Source organism: Streptomyces sp. BK340 (assembly GCF_007827595.1).
Lineage (GTDB): Bacteria > Actinomycetota > Actinomycetes > Streptomycetales > Streptomycetaceae > Streptomyces.
In genome coordinates this window covers 44,925-63,586 of record NZ_VISR01000011.1, presented here as the reverse complement: position 1 = coordinate 63,586, position 18,662 = coordinate 44,925, and the positions used below count along the sequence as shown (strand labels likewise).

The 18,662-nt window shown below is 67.8% G+C and carries 11 protein-coding genes and 1 pseudogene; 10 read left to right on the top strand and 2 right to left on the bottom strand.

All coding sequences use genetic code 11. The features are described from left to right. Positions 1-76 precede the first annotated feature (76 nt). Together FB157_RS20530 and FB157_RS20525 are read left to right on the top strand one after the other, a co-directional pair. Positions 77-1,504, top strand: a complete 1,428-nt coding sequence (locus tag FB157_RS20530) for an FGGY-family carbohydrate kinase (RefSeq protein ID WP_186581602.1) — start codon at positions 77-79, stop codon at positions 1,502-1,504. Between the two features lie 151 nt (positions 1,505-1,655). After that, a complete protein-coding gene (locus tag FB157_RS20525) occupies positions 1,656-2,885 on the top strand; it encodes a glycosyl hydrolase family 8 (RefSeq protein WP_145882074.1) in 1,230 nt (409 codons plus the stop codon). Positions 2,886-3,732: 847 nt separating this feature from the next. Here the strand turns inward: FB157_RS20525 and FB157_RS20520 are convergent. Together FB157_RS20520 and eccCa are read right to left on the bottom strand one after the other, a co-directional pair. Next, positions 3,733-5,538 (bottom strand): hypothetical protein, encoded by a 1,806-nt coding sequence (locus FB157_RS20520; protein WP_145881792.1) that lies wholly within the window; start codon positions 5,536-5,538, stop codon positions 3,733-3,735. 938 nt (positions 5,539-6,476) lie between these two features. After that, positions 6,477-10,412 carry a type VII secretion protein EccCa gene (eccCa, locus tag FB157_RS20515; RefSeq protein WP_145882072.1) on the bottom strand — a complete coding sequence of 1,312 codons (3,936 nt, stop codon included), beginning with the start codon at positions 10,410-10,412 and terminating at the stop codon, positions 6,477-6,479. A 379-nt stretch (positions 10,413-10,791) separates the two neighbouring features. Here eccCa and eccD point away from each other — a divergent pair, with 379 nt between their 5' ends. The 8 genes and pseudogenes from eccD to FB157_RS20475 form a co-directional block, all read left to right on the top strand. Then, positions 10,792-12,174 (top strand): type VII secretion integral membrane protein EccD, encoded by a 1,383-nt coding sequence (gene eccD, locus FB157_RS20510; protein ID WP_145881790.1) that lies wholly within the window; start codon positions 10,792-10,794, stop codon positions 12,172-12,174. A gap of 137 nt (positions 12,175-12,311) precedes the next feature. Next, positions 12,312-13,766, top strand: coding sequence for a type VII secretion protein EccB (gene eccB / locus FB157_RS20505; protein WP_145881788.1), 1,455 nt, complete (start codon positions 12,312-12,314; stop codon positions 13,764-13,766). Between the two features lie 109 nt (positions 13,767-13,875). Continuing rightward, on the top strand, positions 13,876-14,082 hold the full coding sequence (locus FB157_RS20500) for a ferredoxin (RefSeq protein ID WP_145881786.1): 207 nt from the start codon (positions 13,876-13,878) through the stop codon (positions 14,080-14,082). 70 nt (positions 14,083-14,152) lie between these two features. After that, positions 14,153-15,352, top strand: a complete 1,200-nt coding sequence (locus FB157_RS20495; RefSeq protein WP_145881784.1) for a cytochrome P450 — start codon at positions 14,153-14,155, stop codon at positions 15,350-15,352. A gap of 163 nt (positions 15,353-15,515) precedes the next feature. Further along, entirely contained in the window at positions 15,516-15,818 is a 303-nt protein-coding gene (locus tag FB157_RS20490; RefSeq protein WP_145881782.1) for a hypothetical protein, read from the top strand. An 87-nt stretch (positions 15,819-15,905) separates the two neighbouring features. After that, positions 15,906-16,193 (top strand): WXG100 family type VII secretion target, encoded by a 288-nt coding sequence (locus FB157_RS20485; RefSeq protein ID WP_145881780.1) that lies wholly within the window; start codon positions 15,906-15,908, stop codon positions 16,191-16,193. Between the two features lie 65 nt (positions 16,194-16,258). Then, on the top strand, positions 16,259-16,708 hold the full coding sequence (locus FB157_RS20480) for a hypothetical protein (RefSeq protein ID WP_145881778.1): 450 nt from the start codon (positions 16,259-16,261) through the stop codon (positions 16,706-16,708). An 84-nt stretch (positions 16,709-16,792) separates the two neighbouring features. After that, positions 16,793-18,662 (top strand): annotated as a pseudogene (locus FB157_RS20475) (hypothetical protein); the annotation flags it as partial.

Genomic DNA, 18,662 nt, shown 5'->3' with positions numbered 1-18,662 from the left:
TGTCAGCTCTGGCGACCGCAGCTCACAACGATACGAAGGATCCGCAGTGCAAACGCGTCATGGGACGAATGGAACGTTGCTCGCCCTCGACATTGGGACGTCGGCCGTCAAGGCCGGACTGTTCGCTCTGGACGGGCGGTTGCTTCGCTTCGCCCGCGGCGAGTGCTCGGACATCAGCGCACCGGAGCCAGGCGCCGCTGAACAGGACCCGAACCACTGGTGGGCCGCGGTATGCAGGACGGTCTCGGACGTCATGTCGGTGGGTGCGCCCGCGGAACTGCGCGCGATATGCGCGGTTGGCCAAAGCCCGGTACTCGTCCTGTCCGACGCAGCAGGTCGACCGGTACGACCAGCCATATCCTGGATGGATGCCCGCGCCGAGCGCCAGCGTGCAGCAATCGCCGAGCGCCTGGGCGACACAAGACCCGGCTTCAACCTGCTTCACCGCCTCCTGTGGCTGATGGAGAACGAGCCTGCGTCGGTCGGCAAAGCGTGCTGGGCGCTCAGTCCCTGGGATTTCATCGGGCACCGGCTCACGGGCGGTACCGCGGCCGCCGCGTCAGGGCTCAGCGGTGCGCCGCTGTGGCCGACCGCCGAGGTAGAGGCCGCCGGCCTGTCCGGGGCGGCGGTCATCCCGCCCCACCAGCAGGCGGGCACGGTCTACGGCCGGACCGAAGGCCCCTGGTCGGCACAGCTCGGACTGCCGGACGGTATCCCTGTGGTGGCCGGCATGGCCGACGCCCTCGCCACCATGCTCGGGTCGGGCGCGGTGCGCCCGGGCCGAGCCGCAGACACCGGTGGCAGCTCCGGTGGACTTGCCCTGTGTTCCCCAGAAGAGATCACTGGACTGGGCATCGGGTCCGTCCCCGGCGTCGCGCCCGGAACATTCGCCGTCGGCGGGCCCTTCGCCGCAGGCGGCAAAGCCACACAGTGGTGGGCCGACACGACCGCCGGAGGGGATGTCGCTCAGGTGATCGCCGCCGCCGAACAAGCCCCGGCGGGCAGCGGCGGTGTACTTTTCCTGCCGTTCCTTGCGGGGGAACGCGCGCCGGTGTGGGACCACACCGCGAGCGGAGCCTTTCTCGGTCTCACCCTCCGTCACGGTCCTACCCATCTGGCTCGTGCTGTGATCGAAAGCTCCGGATACTCACTGCGATGGCTGACGGAGACGCTGGGGGGCGCCGGAGCCGTTGTCTCCGACATCCGCGTGTGCGGTCGACAAGCCGGCAGCGAGCTGTGGAACGCGATCAAGGCCGACGTGACAGGTCGGACCATCCTCATGCCGGAGACCACGGAGACCACGCTCATGGGAGCGGCGATCACCGCAGGCGTCGGCGCAGAATGCTTCACGAACCTCTGGGACGCCTCCGAAGAGATGGTCCGTATCGCACGCGCTGTCACTCCCGATCCACGAAACAAGGGCCGCTACGACGACCTCTTCGCTCTGTATCAGGGCGCGTACCAAGCCCTCAGACCGTTGTACCCGGCGCTTTCGAAGCCGTGACCAGGTACGGCAGCCTCCCCGGCAAGGGGCTTGGCAGTTGTTTGGAATGGCGTCAGTGGTACCCACCACGATTCACCCGGGCCGATACGGCCACCGGACACAAAGCTGAACAGGGATCGATGTGGACACGGCACGAGGAACGTTCGCAGTGATGGGTGCCGCCAGGTATGTGGTCGCGATCTGCCTGCTCATGGCAACCATGACGTCCTGCACTTCATCACCCTCGGACTCCCCGCCTAAGCTTTCCTTCCCCCACCACCAGAAATATGCGGTCGGCGTCATGCCCTCGGTCTCGCAGGCGGAGCGTGACGCCGCGGTGAAGAAGCACTATGACTCCTGGAAGGCCACCTACCTTGTCCAGGGGTGTCATCCCGGGGAGTACTACGTGTCCACCAAGGATGACGACAATGGCAGCCACGGCGGTCCCGTCTCCGAATCCCAGGGATACGGCATGAACATCATCCCTTTGATGGCCGGCTATGACTTGGACGCACATGCCGAGTTCGACGGACTGTGGCAGCTGGTCAGGCGTCACCGCGACCAGTACGGCATGATGCAGTGGCGACTCGACGGCCGGACCTGCAAGTACGCCGATCGCGACACCCCTGACGCCGCCACCGACGGAGACCTGGACGTCGGCTACGGCCTGATCCTGGCCGACCGTCAGTGGGGTGGCTACACCTCTGATGCCAAGGCATGGCTCGCCGGTGTCTATCGTCATGACGTCGCACCTGACGGACACCTCAAGTGCGAGGACGACGGGCCCTATACGGATGCTCGCCCGAGTGACATGATGCTGGACCACCTGCGTACTTTCGCCGCATTCGATCGTGACCACGACTGGAACAAGGTGGTCAGGCGTACTGAGGCAGTCATCGACGCATTCACCAGCGCCAACTCCGCTGACACAGGTCTGTTGTCCGACTACGTGGTCAATGCTGACACCACTGCGCCCGTACCGGCGCCTGCCGACTATCAGGAGAATCAGCCCGACAACCTCGTCGGCTACAACTCCCTGCGTGTGCCCTGGCACCTTGGCACCGACGCATTGCTGTACGGCCGCAGTACCGCGGCGAGTTCCCTGTCCACAGCAAGCAAGGAGTCGGCCTGCCTCAAGTCGGTGTCCGGATCCGTTCCCGCCGAGATCAACCCGCACCTGACACTCGACTGCAGGCCGTACGGGGAGGACCGGGCCGCGGAGGCCGGAGCCGCGGCCGGGCCGGCCGCCATGGCTGCGGGTGACCAGGATTGGACGAATCGCATCTGGCAGGAGCTGGCAGGCCATCGGTTCGGAGACGGTTACTACACCGATACGATCAAGATGCTGGTCTACCTGGTCATGTCTGGCGACTATTGGATTCCCGGGGCATCGGGGTCATAGGGAGAGAAGACTGGCATCTGCCTGGCGGGAGGTCCTTGCCCCCCGCCAGCGCACCTCCCTCGCCATCGCGGTGGTACTTGCGCATGTTCTCCTCTTCGGGGAAGCGCTAGGAGTCGACCCGGGCGCCGTATCGTCTGACCCAGTCGGCGGTGACCCGCGCGGACAGCCAGGGCCGCCGCCGACAGGGCCTGCAGGGCAGCCTGCAGGGATTCCGACGAACTCCATCCGGTTCGAAGTCCGCACCGGAGCGAGCACGTGGGTGGAGTTGGTCCGCCGGCCTCCCGTGTGCAGCAGCCCGAGCCCCTAGATTCGCTCAAGGACCTTTTCCCTCGAGGCCGAACTCGATCAGCTGGGTACTGAAGTCGCAAGGACGGCGAGAGGTCGGACCCAGGGTCGTCGAGCTCAAAACCGAGGAGGAACGTCAGTCCATCCGGGCGCGGACCTGTCAGCGGCCTGCCGGTCGGTCAGCCCTTCGGCCATACTGCAGCAGCGGCACCAGCGCCAATGCTCCGGGGGAGACCGCCGACCGCCCCCGTCCAGGGAAAGCCCCGGCAAAGGACTCATCCTCGAACGGCAGACCGATCGCCTCACGAACACGGGCCGCAAGCGTCCCCATCGGGAATGAAGACCGCACCCCACGCGCAGTCAGCTCCGGCACTTCGCGATCAGCCCGCGGCTCCAGCGACATCCAGCCCCACCCTCGATCGGCGAACAGACCGATCACGGCAGCCCGGCACACTCATCATCACCGGTTCACGGATTTTCCAACAGAGGCGTGAACGCCGGGGCTTTCTGTAAAAGTCCCGGCAAACAGAACCGTACGAACCGAGTCAACAGGCTCGGTCGTTCACGGCCGAGCACTTGCCACCCGCGCGAGTCCCGGAGTGAGCCGGAATCGCTCGGGGTTCTCGACACGCTGCCGCTGCTGAGGGTCCACGCTGTCCCGCTGCTCCAGCCAGCGCCGCAGGCGCTCCTGCGCCGATCGGTCGCGATCGGTGACTCGCCGGTCCTGCGCGGGGGAGGGAAGTGACGCACCGATGTCGCGGAGCAGGACGCGTGTGGGCCGTGATGCCTTCGAGCCGGGCTCCACGCCCACTACGGAGAACCGCGTACCCGGTCCGAATACGACCCATGGACCGCCCAGGAGGGAGGTGCGGCGGCCCGTCGTCGACCACACGACGAATTCGACGGGCGCGTCCAGGGCTGCGTCCGCGCGAGGCAGACCGACCATGGGCGCGGGCTCGACCAGGACGGTGCCGACCTGGTAATGGGCCAGCTCTTGTGCGTCGGCCTCGGCACCCAGCAGAACGCCGCCGTGATGAACCGGCAGCCGAAGCAGGCCCGAGCCAAGACAGGCCAAATAGGCAGCCAATTCTCCGGCGTTGCCGTTGCGAGCCAGGGATACCACTTCGTCGCAGCTGACCGGAATACCCGCATCTGTGCTGTACAGGAGAGCCGCGACCAGATCCGGTGTGATGTCCTTATCGCGGGACGACCGCAGGCCCGGTAGACGCGTCGCGAGTTGGTCGGCGCGACTGGCGTAGCGCACGTAGTGGCTGCCGAGAAGTGACCTGAACGCAGCGCGCTCCGCATCGGTGCTCATCCCCGCAAGTCGGGCGAACGTCTCCGGCGCGAAGACATGCAGGCGGTGAGTGGCTGTCGGAGGGCTCGGTGGGGCAGGCTCCGGGGCTCTGGCGGTCCCTGCGGCTTCGGACGGCTCCCCGGCGCTGTCCAGCGTCTTGTGCGTCGGCTCTGCCAGGGGTGCGGCCTTCCCGGAGCCGGAGTCAACGGGCAAGGGCGGGAGCGGGATGTCCTGGATTGGGCGTCCGTTCGCTGATGAAAGTCCGCCGAAGGGAGTGCTCGGACTGGTAGGGGACGTGGGGCTCGCGGTGAACGGAAGCGTGCCGGGCACCGGGCCGGGCGGGCTCTCCGAGCCCGCGACGGGAGGAAGCGATCGTGTGCTCTCCGTGGCGGGCACGGAAGCGGGGAGAACCGGCTGCGGCTGGGCAACCGCGACCGGAACGGCGCGATCGGGCCGGCTCGGTTCCACCCACACCAAGTCGTGGAGGCGGCAGACGAAGCGGGCGACGGCTTGCGGGGCGCGGTCGTCGAGGTTGGGTACCAGCAGGCCCATCCGGCGGTCTGCGCGGCGGTCCAGGCGCTGGATGATGTCCTCGACACCGTCCCAGATCTCCTTGGGGACGGGGTGGGATTCGTCGCCGATGACCAGGAGGGGCTTTCGCGGGTCGGCGGCCCGGAACCGGACTCCCCCGTCCGCCTTGCCTTCCTGTGGGCGTAGCCAGATCCCGCAGGGTATGGCTTCCAGTTGCCAGTCGGTGAACGCAGTGAAGGCGGCTCGGTGCCAGTCGGCGAACCCCGTGAAGACGGCGCGGCCCTCTTCGCGGGCTTCTGCCATCGGCAGGCGCCAGGCGGTGGGCAGGATGCGTCCGCGTCCTGGGTGAGCCGTGAGTTCGGTGAGGTAAGGCTCCCAGGTGGGGAATCCTTCGGCGTCGAGGATCCACGGGGAGGGCCCGTCGATACCGCTCAACGGCAGTCCTGGGGTCACCTTGACAGGCTGTCCGAGGCGCCCCGCCAGTCGCGCCGCGATGTCGTACAGGAGGGCAGGCGGCGACCAGGGGGCGCTGAGCAGCACGTGGCGTGTTGGTTTGGCCAACCCGTCGACGGCCTCGGCGAGTAGGTCCGGGTGGACACAGGGCGTCTCGGGTGACCCGATGATCACCGCCAGGGCGTCCGGACCCGCCGAGGCCGCCCCGACCGCGCCGGGAGGCAGCGGGGAGGGATCGGAATCAGTGGTGATCCAGTAGCCCTCGGACAGCTCGATGACACTCGCCGGACCCGCCGCGGCACGCCGGGGAGGATCGGAGCGTGCGACATCAGGTGTCCGCACCTTGGGCCTGCTCTGAGAGGTGGTGGGCTCGTTGTCCGCGGCGGACGTCGGCCAGACCCTGCCGAGTCGTCGGGGTGTCCGGTGGGGCTCGCACAGCCACCACGACGGCGTCAGGCCATCGGGCGTGTTGCCCGCGGCACCAGGCGCATTGACCCGGATCCTCCCGCCGGACAGCACGGAGACCAGACCGTCTGGGGCCGCAACCGGAACCTCCAGCTCAGCCGCGAGGTTCTCGGCTGGAAGCCGGCCGTCTTGGTCGGGTGTGGCCAGACCCGAAGCGGCGAGGACGACGGTCTCGACGCTTCGCGCTCTGGTGATTGCTCTGATCAACGGCAGTTGCGTGCGAAGAGCCAATGCCGCGTCGGGTGCGGCGGCGAGCAAGATCAGCGTCCTGGGATCGGAAGGCAGCTCCGCTACGTACTTCATCAGCGGGCCTTGGAGTGCCGAAGCGGGTGCGACGACTAGGTGGGGCCCGACCTGGTGCAGTTCGGTGCTGCCGGGGGTGGCTCCCATGGCATGGCCGGCGCGGGGAACGGCCTCGGGCATCGGGCGTGCCTCCACTGCTGTGTGATGGGAAGCCGGAGCGCGGTTGTGATCCGGGCGCTACGGACAACGGGATCGGGACGGGTACGGGTTCATCGGTGCGGACGATGATGCGATCTGGTCAGGGAGAAGGCAGGTGGTCAGGTGGTGGGGTCGCCTGTGTCCGGTTCCTGCTCGGTCAGCAAGCCGGTCTGCAGCTGGATCGTCCGGCGCCGTGTGATGTGTAGGGCACGACCGGTGTGCAGCTGCCGGGGCTTGACGTTGCCGAACAGATAGCCCTCCGACGGCGGGCATGAGAAGAGCACAGCGGGGGTGTTGACTTCCTGCAGCCGCCGCAGCAGTGGATCGCCCATGGCCCGTGCGGCGCCGTTGGCGCTGCGGGCGATGATCAGGTGGAGTCCGAGTTCGGTGCCCTGGGCTAGGTACTCGAGGAGCGGTCCGAAGGGGTGAGTACCCGAGTTGGTGGCTACCAGGTCGTAGTCGTCGATGACGACGAAGAGTTCGGGGCCGGTCCACCAGTCCCGTCGGCGCAGTTGTGCCGGGCTGATCTCGGCCTTCGGTAGACGGGTGTGCATGGCCCGTGTCGTCCCGTCCACCAACTGGCGCACGATGTCGACCGAGACCGCGTACCCGAGCCGGTACTCGTCCGGGACGGCGTCGTACAGCTCACGGCGGTAGTCGACCAGCATGACCCTGGCCTCTTCGGGCGTGTAGGCGCGGCGGATGCCGGAGAGGAGCAGTTTCAGCAGATTGGTCTTGCCCGTCTCGCTGTCGCCCAGCACCATCAGGTGCGGTGTCTCCTCGAAGTCGTGCCACAGCGGTGCGATCCCGGTCTCCTCCAGGCCGATGGCGACGCGCAGCCGTCCCTCGGGGGCCGGGAGCGAGGCGGCCTCCAGCCGCAGCGGCAGCATCCGGACTTCAGGGGCCCGCGGGCCGTCCCAGTGCTCGGAGACGGCGTTCACCAGATCGCCGATGGCCTCGCCCAGGTCGTCCAGGCGGCCCGAGCCGTCCATACGGGGGAGTGCCGTGAGGAAGTGCATGTGCTCGTCGGTCAGGCCGCGTCCCGGAAGTTTGGGAACCTTGGCCGCTGCCCGCATGTTGATGACCGAGTCCACCGGGTCGCCGAGGCGCAGCTCGAACTTCGTGCCGAGCTGGTCCCTGAGTCCGCTGGTGATCTCGGCCCAGCGCGTCGCGGCGACGATCAGGTGCACTCCGTAGTTGAGGCCGCGTCCGGCGATCAGCGTGAGGATCGGAATCAGGTCGGGGAACTCCTGTCGCAGGGTGTTCCATCCGTCGATGACCAGGAAGACGTCTCCGTGCGCGTCGTCCGAGAACTCTCCGGCGGCGTGGCGCTGGCGGAACGAGGCGACGGAGTCGATGCCCTCGGCCGCGAAGCGTTGCTCGCGCCGGTCGATGATGCTGTTGATCTCGCTGATGGTCCTGGCCACCCGCTCGGCGTCGTGCCGGCCGGTGACGCCTCCCGTGTGCGGCAGGTCGCGTATCGATGACAGGGTGCCACCGCCGAAGTCGAGGCAGTAGAACTGCACTTCGCGCGGGGTGTGGGTGAGGGCGAGCGCGGTAATGAGAGTGCGCAGCAGCGTGCTCTTGCCGCCTTGCGGGGCACCTGCGATACCGACGTGGCCGCCCGCGCCGGACAGGTTCGCCACGTGCAGCTCCCGCATCTGGTGGAACGGACGGTCCACCACGCCGACCGGTACGGTGAGCGCGCCGCGTCCTGCCCAGCCGTCCGTGGTCAGCCCGAACTGCGAGTGCGGGGCGAGGGGCGGCAGGAGCTCGTCCAGTGTCGGCGGCACCTCCAGGGGCGGCAGCCACACCTGGTGGGCCGGCGGCCCGGCGTCGTGCAGCCGGGCCGCCGCGACCTCGAGCAGGCTCCTGGTCTCCGCCTCCTCCTGTGGGGTTTCCTCCTGCGGCTGTTCGACGGGCTGACGAGGGACGACGTAGGTGGTGCCGTAGGGAACTACCTGCTGGGCGACCGCTTCCTGGGCCACGGCCCGACGGAACTGGCGGTAGGTGCCCGACACATATGCGGCCTTGAAGCGGGTCAGCGTCGAGATGTCGCTGCGCAGGAAGCCGTTTCCGGGCTGTGAGGGCAGTTGGTAGGCGTCCGGGACACCCAGGACGCCGCGGCTCTCCATCGCGGAGAACGTACGCAGACCGATGCGGTAGGACAGGTGGGACTCCAAGGCGTGCATACGGCCCTCGTCGAGGCGCTGCGAGGCCAGCAGCAGGTGCACGCCCAGGCTTCGGCCGAGACGGCCGATCATGATGAACAGCTCCATGAAGTCCCGGTGGGCCGCAAGGAGTTCACTGAACTCGTCGACCACGACGAAGAGGGTCGGCAGCGGGTTGAGCGGGGTGCCCGCGGCGCGGGCGGTTTCGTACTCCAGGGCCGAGCTGTAGTTGCCCGCCCGGCGCAGGAGTTCCTGGCGGCGGACCAGCTCGCCGTGGAGGGCGTCGCGCATCCGGTCGACCAGCGCCGCTTCGTCCTCCAGGTTGGTGATGACCGCGGAGGTGTGCGGCAGTTCGTCGAGTCCCAGGAAGGTCGCTCCGCCCTTGAAGTCCACCAGGATCAGATTGAGCGTCTCGGAGGAGTGGGTGAGGGCGAGTGCCAGAACCAGGGTCCGCAATAGCTCCGACTTTCCCGATCCGGTGGCACCGATGAGCATGCCGTGTGGCCCCATACCGCCCTGCGCGGACTCCTTGATGTCCAGCGCCACCGGCGACCCGTCGGCGGCGACACCGAGCGGGACCCGCAGCCGTTCCGGGGCGGGACGCTCAGTCCACGCCTTCTGGACATCGTGGGCGAGCAGGTCCCTGATGCCGAGAAGGGCAGTGAGCTCGAAGTCCTTCGCGAGCGGCTCGCTGCTGTCGGTGGAGTCCCCCAGGCGGTAAGGCGCCATCAGGGCCGCGAGCCTGCTGGCGGCGGCGTGGGACAGGGCGTCGGGACGGCCGAGGACGGTGATGTCGTCCTTGCGGTTGCGGTCGGCACCGACCATCTCCAGGACGCCCTCGTTGATGCGCAGCCTCAGCACCTGCCTGTCGGGTTTCCAGTCGAGTGCCCCGCCCAGGTCGATCACGGTCGCGTTGCGGTACCCGGCGAGTGCCGCCCGGCTCGACGACGGGACCCGGGGACCGTCGAGCACTACCACGGTGTACGGCTCGTCCGGACCCGGCTGCGCGTCCGCCTCATGAGCGGGACGTCCGGCGAACTCGTCCCCGAGCAGCTGCTCGGCCTCGGCGAAGCTGCTCGCGACAAGCCGCAGCGCACCCGCACCGTCGGTGTCCACAGGGTGTAGCGCATGGGGCAGCCACTTCGTCCACTCCCAGACGGCCCGCTGGTCGGGCTCGCAGACCACGGCGACGCGCAGTTCGTCGGGGGCGTGGAAGACCGACAGCTGGGCCACCATGGCGCGCACCAGCGCCCGCGCCGCCTCGGAGTCCTCGTCCTCGCTGCGCACCAGTACCTGCGCGTAACCGCGCAGGTACACCGCGATGGGCTGGTCCGGCACCGAACCGTAGGCGTGGATGAACCGGCGCAGGGCATGGGCGCACAGCGGCTCCAGATCCTCCACGGGCTTGGTAGACAGCGGTGCGAGCTTCGTGGCCAGCCGCTGCCGGCCGACCGCGATGCGCACATCCCCGAAGTCCGGGTGGGATGAGCGCCTTTCCCACAGACGGGAGGTGCGCACCAGTGACCACAGTGCCGTCGGGTCCGGATGGCGCCAGGCAAGAGCCGCCCGCTGCCGGTCGATCGTGGTCCGGACCTGGCGGCGCATCTGCGAGAGATAGCGCAGGTAGTCGCGACGCTCGGAGCGCAGCTGGCTCTTGCGGTCGCTGGAGCTGCGAAACAGCTGGGCCACCAGCATGCCCACGGCCGACATCGCCATCATGCCGATCGCCACATACATCAGGGCGCCGCCGCCGGGACGCATGAAGATCAGGACCATGCCCAGCGAACTCAGCGCCATGGGGGCATAGGTGATCATGTTTGACGCGCCGCTCTGGACCTCCGGCAGACTCGGCGGCTCCTGCAGCTGAATGTCGCCGGAAGGCATCTCCGGGCCAGGGCGCCTGGGGGGCCGGTTGACCAGGGTCACGCTCAAGAACGGCTCCTCATGTCGCTCCCGGCAGCAAGCCAGGCGCATGTTTCGACGCCGACGGCAGGTTTGCCCACCCGTGCGACGGCCCGTACGCCCGCGGGTGCGGGCCCTCCACTCGGCACGACGGGCGCAGACCGGTCAGGGGTTCAGCTGGCTGAACGGATTCTCACTCGCGCCCCGTTGACCGTGATGGGGGCGTCGCCTGTGGCGGATTCGTCGGCGCCCGGCCGGGCGCCGACCCGCCGTCTTGCAGAGCGCGCCTGACCGCTGCCGGATCCGGGGCGTTGACCCAGCGCACAAGTATGAGCATCTTCCAGGAGAGAGAGGGCAAGGCGTGAGTGGTAGCGCCGTCGCCGGACTGTGCAGGCTGAGGTTCCATGCGCCTGAGGCCGGCTTTGAGCTCGCCGTACCGGCGGACATCCCGCTCGCCGACCTGCTGCCGACAGTGATCGGGTACGCGGGTGCGGACATGGAGGAGACCGGGATCGATCACGGAGGCTGGATCCTCCAGCGGCTGGGAGGTGAACCTCTGGACGAGGAGGCCACGCCCGCTTCGCTGGATCTGCACGACGGGGACGCGCTCTATGTACGCCCCCGGCAAGCCGCCCTGCCACCCGTGCACTTCGACGACATCGTCGACGGCGTCGCCACAGGCATGCAGCAACGGGGCGACGGCTGGCGTCCCGCATGGACCCACCACCTCTCGCTCGCTTCTGCGCTCCTCGCTCTGACCGCCGGCATCGGCGCGCTGGCCCTCCCGGGGCCACACCTTCTGCGGGCCGTGGCCGCAGGAGTCACCGGGGTACTGCTGCTGATCGGTGCCGCGAGCGCCTCGCGGGCCGTCGGTGACGCGGGAGCGGGCTCCGCCCTGGGCGTTGCGGCCGTTCCCTATCTCGCCATGGCCGGGGCGCTGTTGCCCACCGGCTCCCAGGGCGCGGATCTGATCGGCGCCCGTCTGCTCGCCGCCAGCTCCGCCGCGGCGGGCGGGGCGGTGCTCGCCGTGGCCGCCGTGGCCGCCTCGGTCCCGCTCTACCTGGCCATCGGCCTGCTTTCGATCGTGGGAGTGGCCACCGCCGCACTGCTGATGCTCGGACTTCCTCCGGAGCACGCAGTGGCGCTGATCGCCGTGTGGGCGGTGACCCTCGGTGCCTTCATCCCGGCCGTGTCCTTTCGCCTCTCAGGGCTGCAGCTGCCCCCGCTGCCCCGCAACGCCGACGAACTGCAGGAAAACATCGAGCCGTTCCCGGCGACCGAAGTGCTGGACCGCACCACTGTGGCCGACAGCTATCTCATCGCCTTCTACACGACGCTGGGGCTTGTCAGCGTGGCGTGCATGACCGTGCTCGCCTCCGGTACGGGCTGGCCGGTACACGCCCTGACAACCGCATTGTCCCTCCTGCTACTTCTGCACGCCCGGACGCTCGGCAGTGTCTGGCAGCGGCTGGCGGTGCTGCTTCCCGGCGTCTACGGCCTCACCCTCCTGACCGCGACCCTGCTCCTGTCGCAGTCCTACGGCGGCCGGGTGCTGTCACTGTCCGCGCTCCTGCTGCTCGCCGCTGCGCTTTCCATCGCGGCCTGGACGCTGCCGGGAAGGCGGCTGCTGCCCTACTACGGGCGTGCCTGCGACATCCTGCACACCATGACGGCGGTCAGTCTGTTCCCGCTCGCGCTGGACATCGCTGGCGTTTACCACATGCTGCGAACCCTCACCGGCTGAGTGCTGTCGATCCGTCCGGCCCAGCGTGGATCACTCCTGCGGCCCAGCCGACCGGCGGTTCACCTCGGTTCAGCGGACTTCCGGCCCACGGCGTCCTGTCGCCTAACACGACGCACCGAGCACACGAGGAGACAAGGATGCAATCCAGGCGCGACCAGGTTCAGGCACACATGTTCATCATGCGCAGGCTCGCCTCGGGCATGCTGCGCGCGGACCCGGATGCGCTGGACACCCCGAACAGCCGGACGGGCCGGGCCCGTACCTGGGGAGTGGCCCTCGGTGTGGGCATCGGACTGGTGGCAGCGCTGTACGGGGTGATCGTTCCCGGTGGTGGCACGGACTGGAAGGCTCCGGGCACGCTGGTCGTCGTCAAACAGACAGGAGCACGTTTTCTCTACGTCGGCGGCTCCCTCCATCCGGTGCTCAACGAGGCCAGCGCGAAACTACTGGCCGGAGACCGGATGGTCGTCGACAGCGTTGACACGGCATCCGTCTCCTCGGCCGCCCGCGGGACGCCGGTCGGGATCGTCGGAGCCCCGGACGAGCTGCCGGACCCGGCCACGATGCGTGGCGCCACCTGGCTGGCCTGCGCGAGCCAGCGTGCCGACGAATCCGGAAGTAATGCACCACAGTTGACCCTCGCGATCGAACAGGACAGAGCAGCATCCCCTCTGCCGAAGGGCAAGGGCGTACTCGTAGCGGATCCGGACGGGGTCCGGTACCTGCTCTGGCAAGGACAGCGACTCCGCCTGGACGCTGACAACGGAGCGGTCCAGGCGCTCGGTTACGGCAGCTTGCAGCCTGTCCAGGTGTCCGCGGCATTCCTCAACGCGATCCCTTCCGGCCCCGACCTGGCCGCCCCCGAGGTAACGGACCGTGGCGCCCCGGGGCCGGCACTGTCCGGTCAGCCCACCACAGTCGGTCAGTTGTTCACCGGACCGGCAGGCGGCCACTACCTCCTCACGGCCGAAGGGCTCGTCACGCTGACGCGGATCGAGTACATGCTGCTCAGCGGGGACCCGCGCACGCAACGTGACGCCTATCAAGGCGGCTCGGTCACCACCACGGCCATCGGACCCGACGACCTGACCGCGCATACGGCCCCTGCCGGAAGACTGCCGCGCTCGCCGGGCGACGCGCTGCCGGCCAAGCCGCCCGCCCCGATCGTCCTGGATCCGGATCAGAGCGTCTGCGCCGCCCTCCACCCGGCGTCGGCATCACCCCGCCTCTCGATCGCGGTGGCCGAGACCATGACGACGGCAGGACATCCTCCGGCCGTCCAGCCGGGCGTGATCCCCTCCTGCACCCAGGCCGACCGCGTCGCCGTCAGACCCGGGGGAGGAGCCCTGGTCCGCTCCCTGTCCGGCGCAGGAACCGGCTCGACCTACTACTTGGTCACGGACGCCGGAGTGAAGTTCCCGCTGCCCTCCGGCCAGACGGCTCAACAGCTCGGCTACACCACGGCCACCGCGGCGGGTGTACCCAGGGCGCTGCTCGGCATGCTGCCCAGCGGCCCCAGCCTGGACCCGGCCGTACTTGCGAACGGAGGCGTGGTCGGCCCTCCCGCATCACCACCGAAGTGCGGCGGCTGACAGATCCGCCCGCTCCCGACCGCTGCGGCGAACCGCCCGTCGTCACCCGGGGCGGCCGCACCTGCCCCCTCGGCCAATTCCGAGAGATCCGAAGGACAAGGAAAACACCGTGAAAGTAACCGTCGACATCCACCGCTGCTGCTCGTCCGGCCTGTGCGTCACCAAGGCACCGGACGTGTTCGACCAGGATCCGGACGACGGGGCCGTTGTACTGCTGGACCCGGCGCCGGCCGCTGTGCATCAGCCGGCGGTGCGCCTGGCCGCGTCGTGCTGCCCAGGCCGGGCCATCACGGTGACCGACACCCACAGGGACTGAACAGCACGTCGTCCGAGGCAGGAACTGCACCGTTCCCAGGGACAGAGGACCAGAAGGAGAGAAATCGACCATGGCGACGACACCTGGCGACCAGGATGTCTTCTTTGCCCAACAGGGCTCCTGCCCGTTCTCCCCGGCTCCCGCACACGAGCGGGCCCGCAGCGAGCAACCGGTCAAGCGCGTCGCTCTTGCAGACGGGAGTTACGCATGGATGGTCACCCGCCACGAGGACGTGCGGGCGGTTTTCGGCGACCCCAGGTTTAGCGCCGAGGCACACCGGCCCGGATTCCCCTTCCCTAATGCCGGTCGCAACTTCATCGCGAAGGGGGAGCCCAGCTTCGTCCGGCTGGACGACCCGGAGCACGCACGACAGCGCCGCATGCTCACCGGGTACTTCACCGTGAGGCGGATCGAGACCATGCGGCCGCGGATCCAGGCCATGATCGACGACTTCCTCGACCGGATGGAAGCCGCGGGACCCCCTGCGGACCTGGTCGCGGACTTCGCGTTGCCACTGCCGTCCCTCGTCATCTGCGAGATGCTGGGGGTGCCCTACGAGGACCACGACTTCTTCCAGGAACGCAGCCGTGTCCTGGCGGACACAAGCGCCGATCCCGAGGACACGCACGCCGCGTGGAGCGACCTGGCCCAGTACCTGGAAGAACTCGCGGAGATCATGCGGCACGCCCCCGACGACGGCATCATCAGCCGGTTGGTGCAGCGTCCCGACCTGACATCGGGCCAGGTCGCCTCGATGTCCAGGCTGCTGTTGGTTGCTGGCCATGATACGACGGCCAACATGATCTCCCTGGCCACTGCGGCGCTGCTCCGCCACCCCGAGCAGCTCGCGGCTCTGCGGGGGAATCCCGAGTCGGTCGACGACATGGTCGAGGAACTGCTTCGCTGGCTGTCCCCGGTCGGACATGCGGGCGTGGCCCGACTCGCCCTGGAGGACGTCAACGTTGGAGGCCAGACCATTCGGGCGGGGGAGGGAGTGCTGTGCATGCCGGCCGTCGCGAACCGGGACGACACCGTGTTTCCGCAGGGCGGGGAGCTCGACCTGCGAGGTGACGCCCACCGCCACCTGGCGTTCGGCTTCGGCGTCCACCAGTGTCTCGGACAGGGGCTTGCCCGGTTGGAGATCCAACTGGCCCTGCAGACACTCTTCCGCCGGCTGCCCGGACTGCGCCTGGCGGCGCCGTTCGAGGAGCTGCTCTTCCGTCATAACGCGATCGTGCACGGGCTGCTCGGATTGCCGGTCACATGGTGAGTCTGTCTGGGCACGGACGGTTTCCCTGAACCCCCGGGCACACCAACTCCGTTGAAGCAAACGGAGAATTCCATAAGAGGGCGCCGGGGCGGCGACAGCCACACGGTGCCCTCTCAGAGCAGGGAGTCCCAGAATGGCCCTTCTTTCTCAGCAAGATGCGGCGATGCAGCAGGGCATCGCCAGCCTGGAACACCACGTGGTGGCGATGATGCAGGCCGGACAGACGGCCGAGCGCATCAACGACGAACTCCGTCAGGGTTACATCGCCGGCTCCAGCACGACCTTCCAGCAGAAGGTCCAGGAGTGGGTCGACAACTACCAGGCCGTCATGCGCCAGTTTGAGAAGCTCGCCTCCGGCTCCAGCGGCGTGAAGCAGGCCCTGGACGCGGCCGAGGAAGAGGCCCACATGCAGGGCGGCAACTGGGGGGGCACCTCCGGAGGGGTGTACACCGCGCTGGCCGGCTAGCGGGTCCAGCCTCGGATCCGGCGCCGCGGGCCGACGCCTCCGTCGTCCCCGCTCATGCACAGAGACTGATCGAAGGGATTCAGTTCCGTGGCAGACATCCAACTGCAGCACGAGACGGTTCAGCAGGCAACCGAGGAGATGAAGCAGGCCACCAAGACGATGATCTCCAACCTGGAGGAACTCATCCAGGGTCTGCAGAACATGCGCAACACCTTCTCGGGACAGTCCGCGCAGGAGTTCAACGCCTTCCTCCAGGTCGCCCACCAAGCCGAGGACGTGATGCACAACGACTTCGGACAGGGGACGAATGCACTGGAGGGCATGCACGAGTGCCTCACCAACGCGGACAACAAGGGCGCGAGTCTCTTCCAGTGACGGTAGATCTTCCGTCCGGTCTCCCAGTCGTCCGAGCACCTTAGAAGAAGGAAGAGAGGGGACGAATGGCGGAGAAGACGCTCAAGGTCTCGGAGCAGTACCTCAAGGACTTCGCGAAGGACAAGCTGGGCGCGTTCCTGGAAGACCTGCAGAACAGCCAGGGCATCAAGGACCTTGGGGAGTTCGCCGCTGGAGTCGGTGGCGAGTCCTCGCCGGGACACTTCGGCAACGTTCTCGCCGGCGGCGGCAAGCTGTCCACCGCCAAGGACCTTCAGACCCGCTTCCACGACTTGTGCGGAAGCCTCCAGAAGGAGATCGACAACCTCCGGCAGACCTGCACCAGGATGTCGGTTGATCTCCAGACGGTCGACAGCATCCTGAGCGACGCCGAGGACAAGGCCGACCTCACCGCTGCGGAGATGTGGAAGGACATTTCGGACATCGTCGGGACACTCAACCCCACGGTCACGACGCCGAGTCCGACCACCACCACAACCACCAGCAGCAAGAGCTAGAACCGCAGTGAGCGCCCTGCCGGCGCGGGCCTCGGCAGACATTGCCCGGCCCGCGTCGGCCACGTCACAGGGAGAAAATCGCCGATGAACTGGGAAGACGGCCTGGGGGCCTTCGCCTCGACGGCTCAGACCGAGATCACGCCCCGCTCAAAGGTCACCGGCGACCCCTGGCTTACATCGCACAACGTAAAGATGGTGGACGGCCATGACCCTGGTGCCGACTCGGATCTCTGGTGGGCGTACAACTTCGATGTCACTATCACCTATTCCACCAACCGCGGCGGAACCACTAGTTCCACCCAGTCCCATGCGATCGTCGTCAGCGCCAACCTGCCTTGGTCCAAGCTGAACGACTCCTCCGGCCCGCTGTACAAGTTCGTTCATGATCCGGCAAACGTCCTGGAGCCTCTGGTCGGCACACCCGGTCAGAACGACACGACCAGCGTGTGGAGCTTTGACGCTGCCGCGAACATGCTCACTCAAGTCGACACCTGGCTGACGGGATGGACCCCCCGCATCCGAGCTTGGGCGAACGACCTTGAGAGCGAGGCGAGTGACTGGCAGGGCAGCGCCGCCAGCGAATTCAAGGCCGTCCTCAACGCGTTCGCCAACGAGTTCGAGAACTTGCACGTCCAGCTCAATACCCCATCCAGCTTTGCGAGCTCGATACAGAACAGCCGATCCCAACTGCTGAACACCACGGTCGCTCTCTACAACGCGTACAGCGCGTGGCGAGCCGGTGCGCTGGCCTGGCCCTTGAACGCCCTGGATCAGGCGTTTAAAGCAGTCATGGGCACTGCGACGATCACGCTCGACCAGAACCCGGGGGGCAGCGTGCGTGGCTTCACAATCAACACGTCGCTGGGAGATCCGAAAAGCGGCGACTTCTGGGACCAACTCCAGACGCAGGCCAAGAAGCTCTGGACCGACAATATCGCCAGCATGCTGGACGCACCGGCCGGCTCCGCCCTGTCGGCACTCGACAGCTCCTACTTGTCCACGACGCAGGTGCTTCCGGCCTCGCTCGTGCCGCTGCAGCTACGTCTTCCTTCCTCGGCGCAGACCACAGATCCGAACAGCCTGCTGAATGATCCCAAGCTCAACACGAGCCTCACGCAGCCCAACTCGGTCACAAGCACCAATTCCGATCTCAGTCCTTCCACGGTCACGTCCGGTACCGGTACCGACAGCCCCCTCAAGAACCTCACGTCCACTGGGACCGGCATCAGCTCGGACTCGAGCCCGATCACGGGTGTGAGCGGTTCCTCCGCCGACCCCACCAGCACGCTCGGCCCTGTCGCTGCCAACAAGTCCCTCACGTCAGGACTGCCCGACTCCGCCTCCACGAGTACGTCCGCCCCGACCTCCAGCATCACCGGCACGGGAACATCCTCCAACAGCCCTCTGTCGGTGCCGGCGGGGTCGACGGTCGGGGACGACGGGTCTGTGGTCGGTCCGGACGGTCAGCCGGTGCTCGATAGCGCCGGTAATCCCGTCGTGGTGCCCCAGGGCTCGATGATCACTCCCACGGGCACGGTGATGGATGCGCTGGGCAATCCGGTTTCCTCGTCGGGTTCGGGGTCGCCTTCGCTGGGTGCGTCGACTCCTCTCACGGTGCCGCCAGGGTCGATGGTCGCCGACGACGGGTCTGTGCTCGGTCCGGACGGAAAGCCGGTGCTGGATGGTGCCGGGAATCCGATCACGGTGCCTCAGGGTTCGACGATCACTCCTACGGGCACGGTGATGGACCCGGACGGTAATCCGGTTGCTGACCCGTCCTCCACGCTGTCCTCTCTGCCGCAGGCCGGTTCGCTGACGGTGCCCAGCGGGTCGCATGTCACCGGCAACGGGTCTGTGGTCGGTCCGGACGGAAAGCCGGTGCTGGATGGTGCCGGGAATCCGATCACGGTGCCTCAGGGTTCGACGATCACTCCTACGGGCACGGTGATGGACC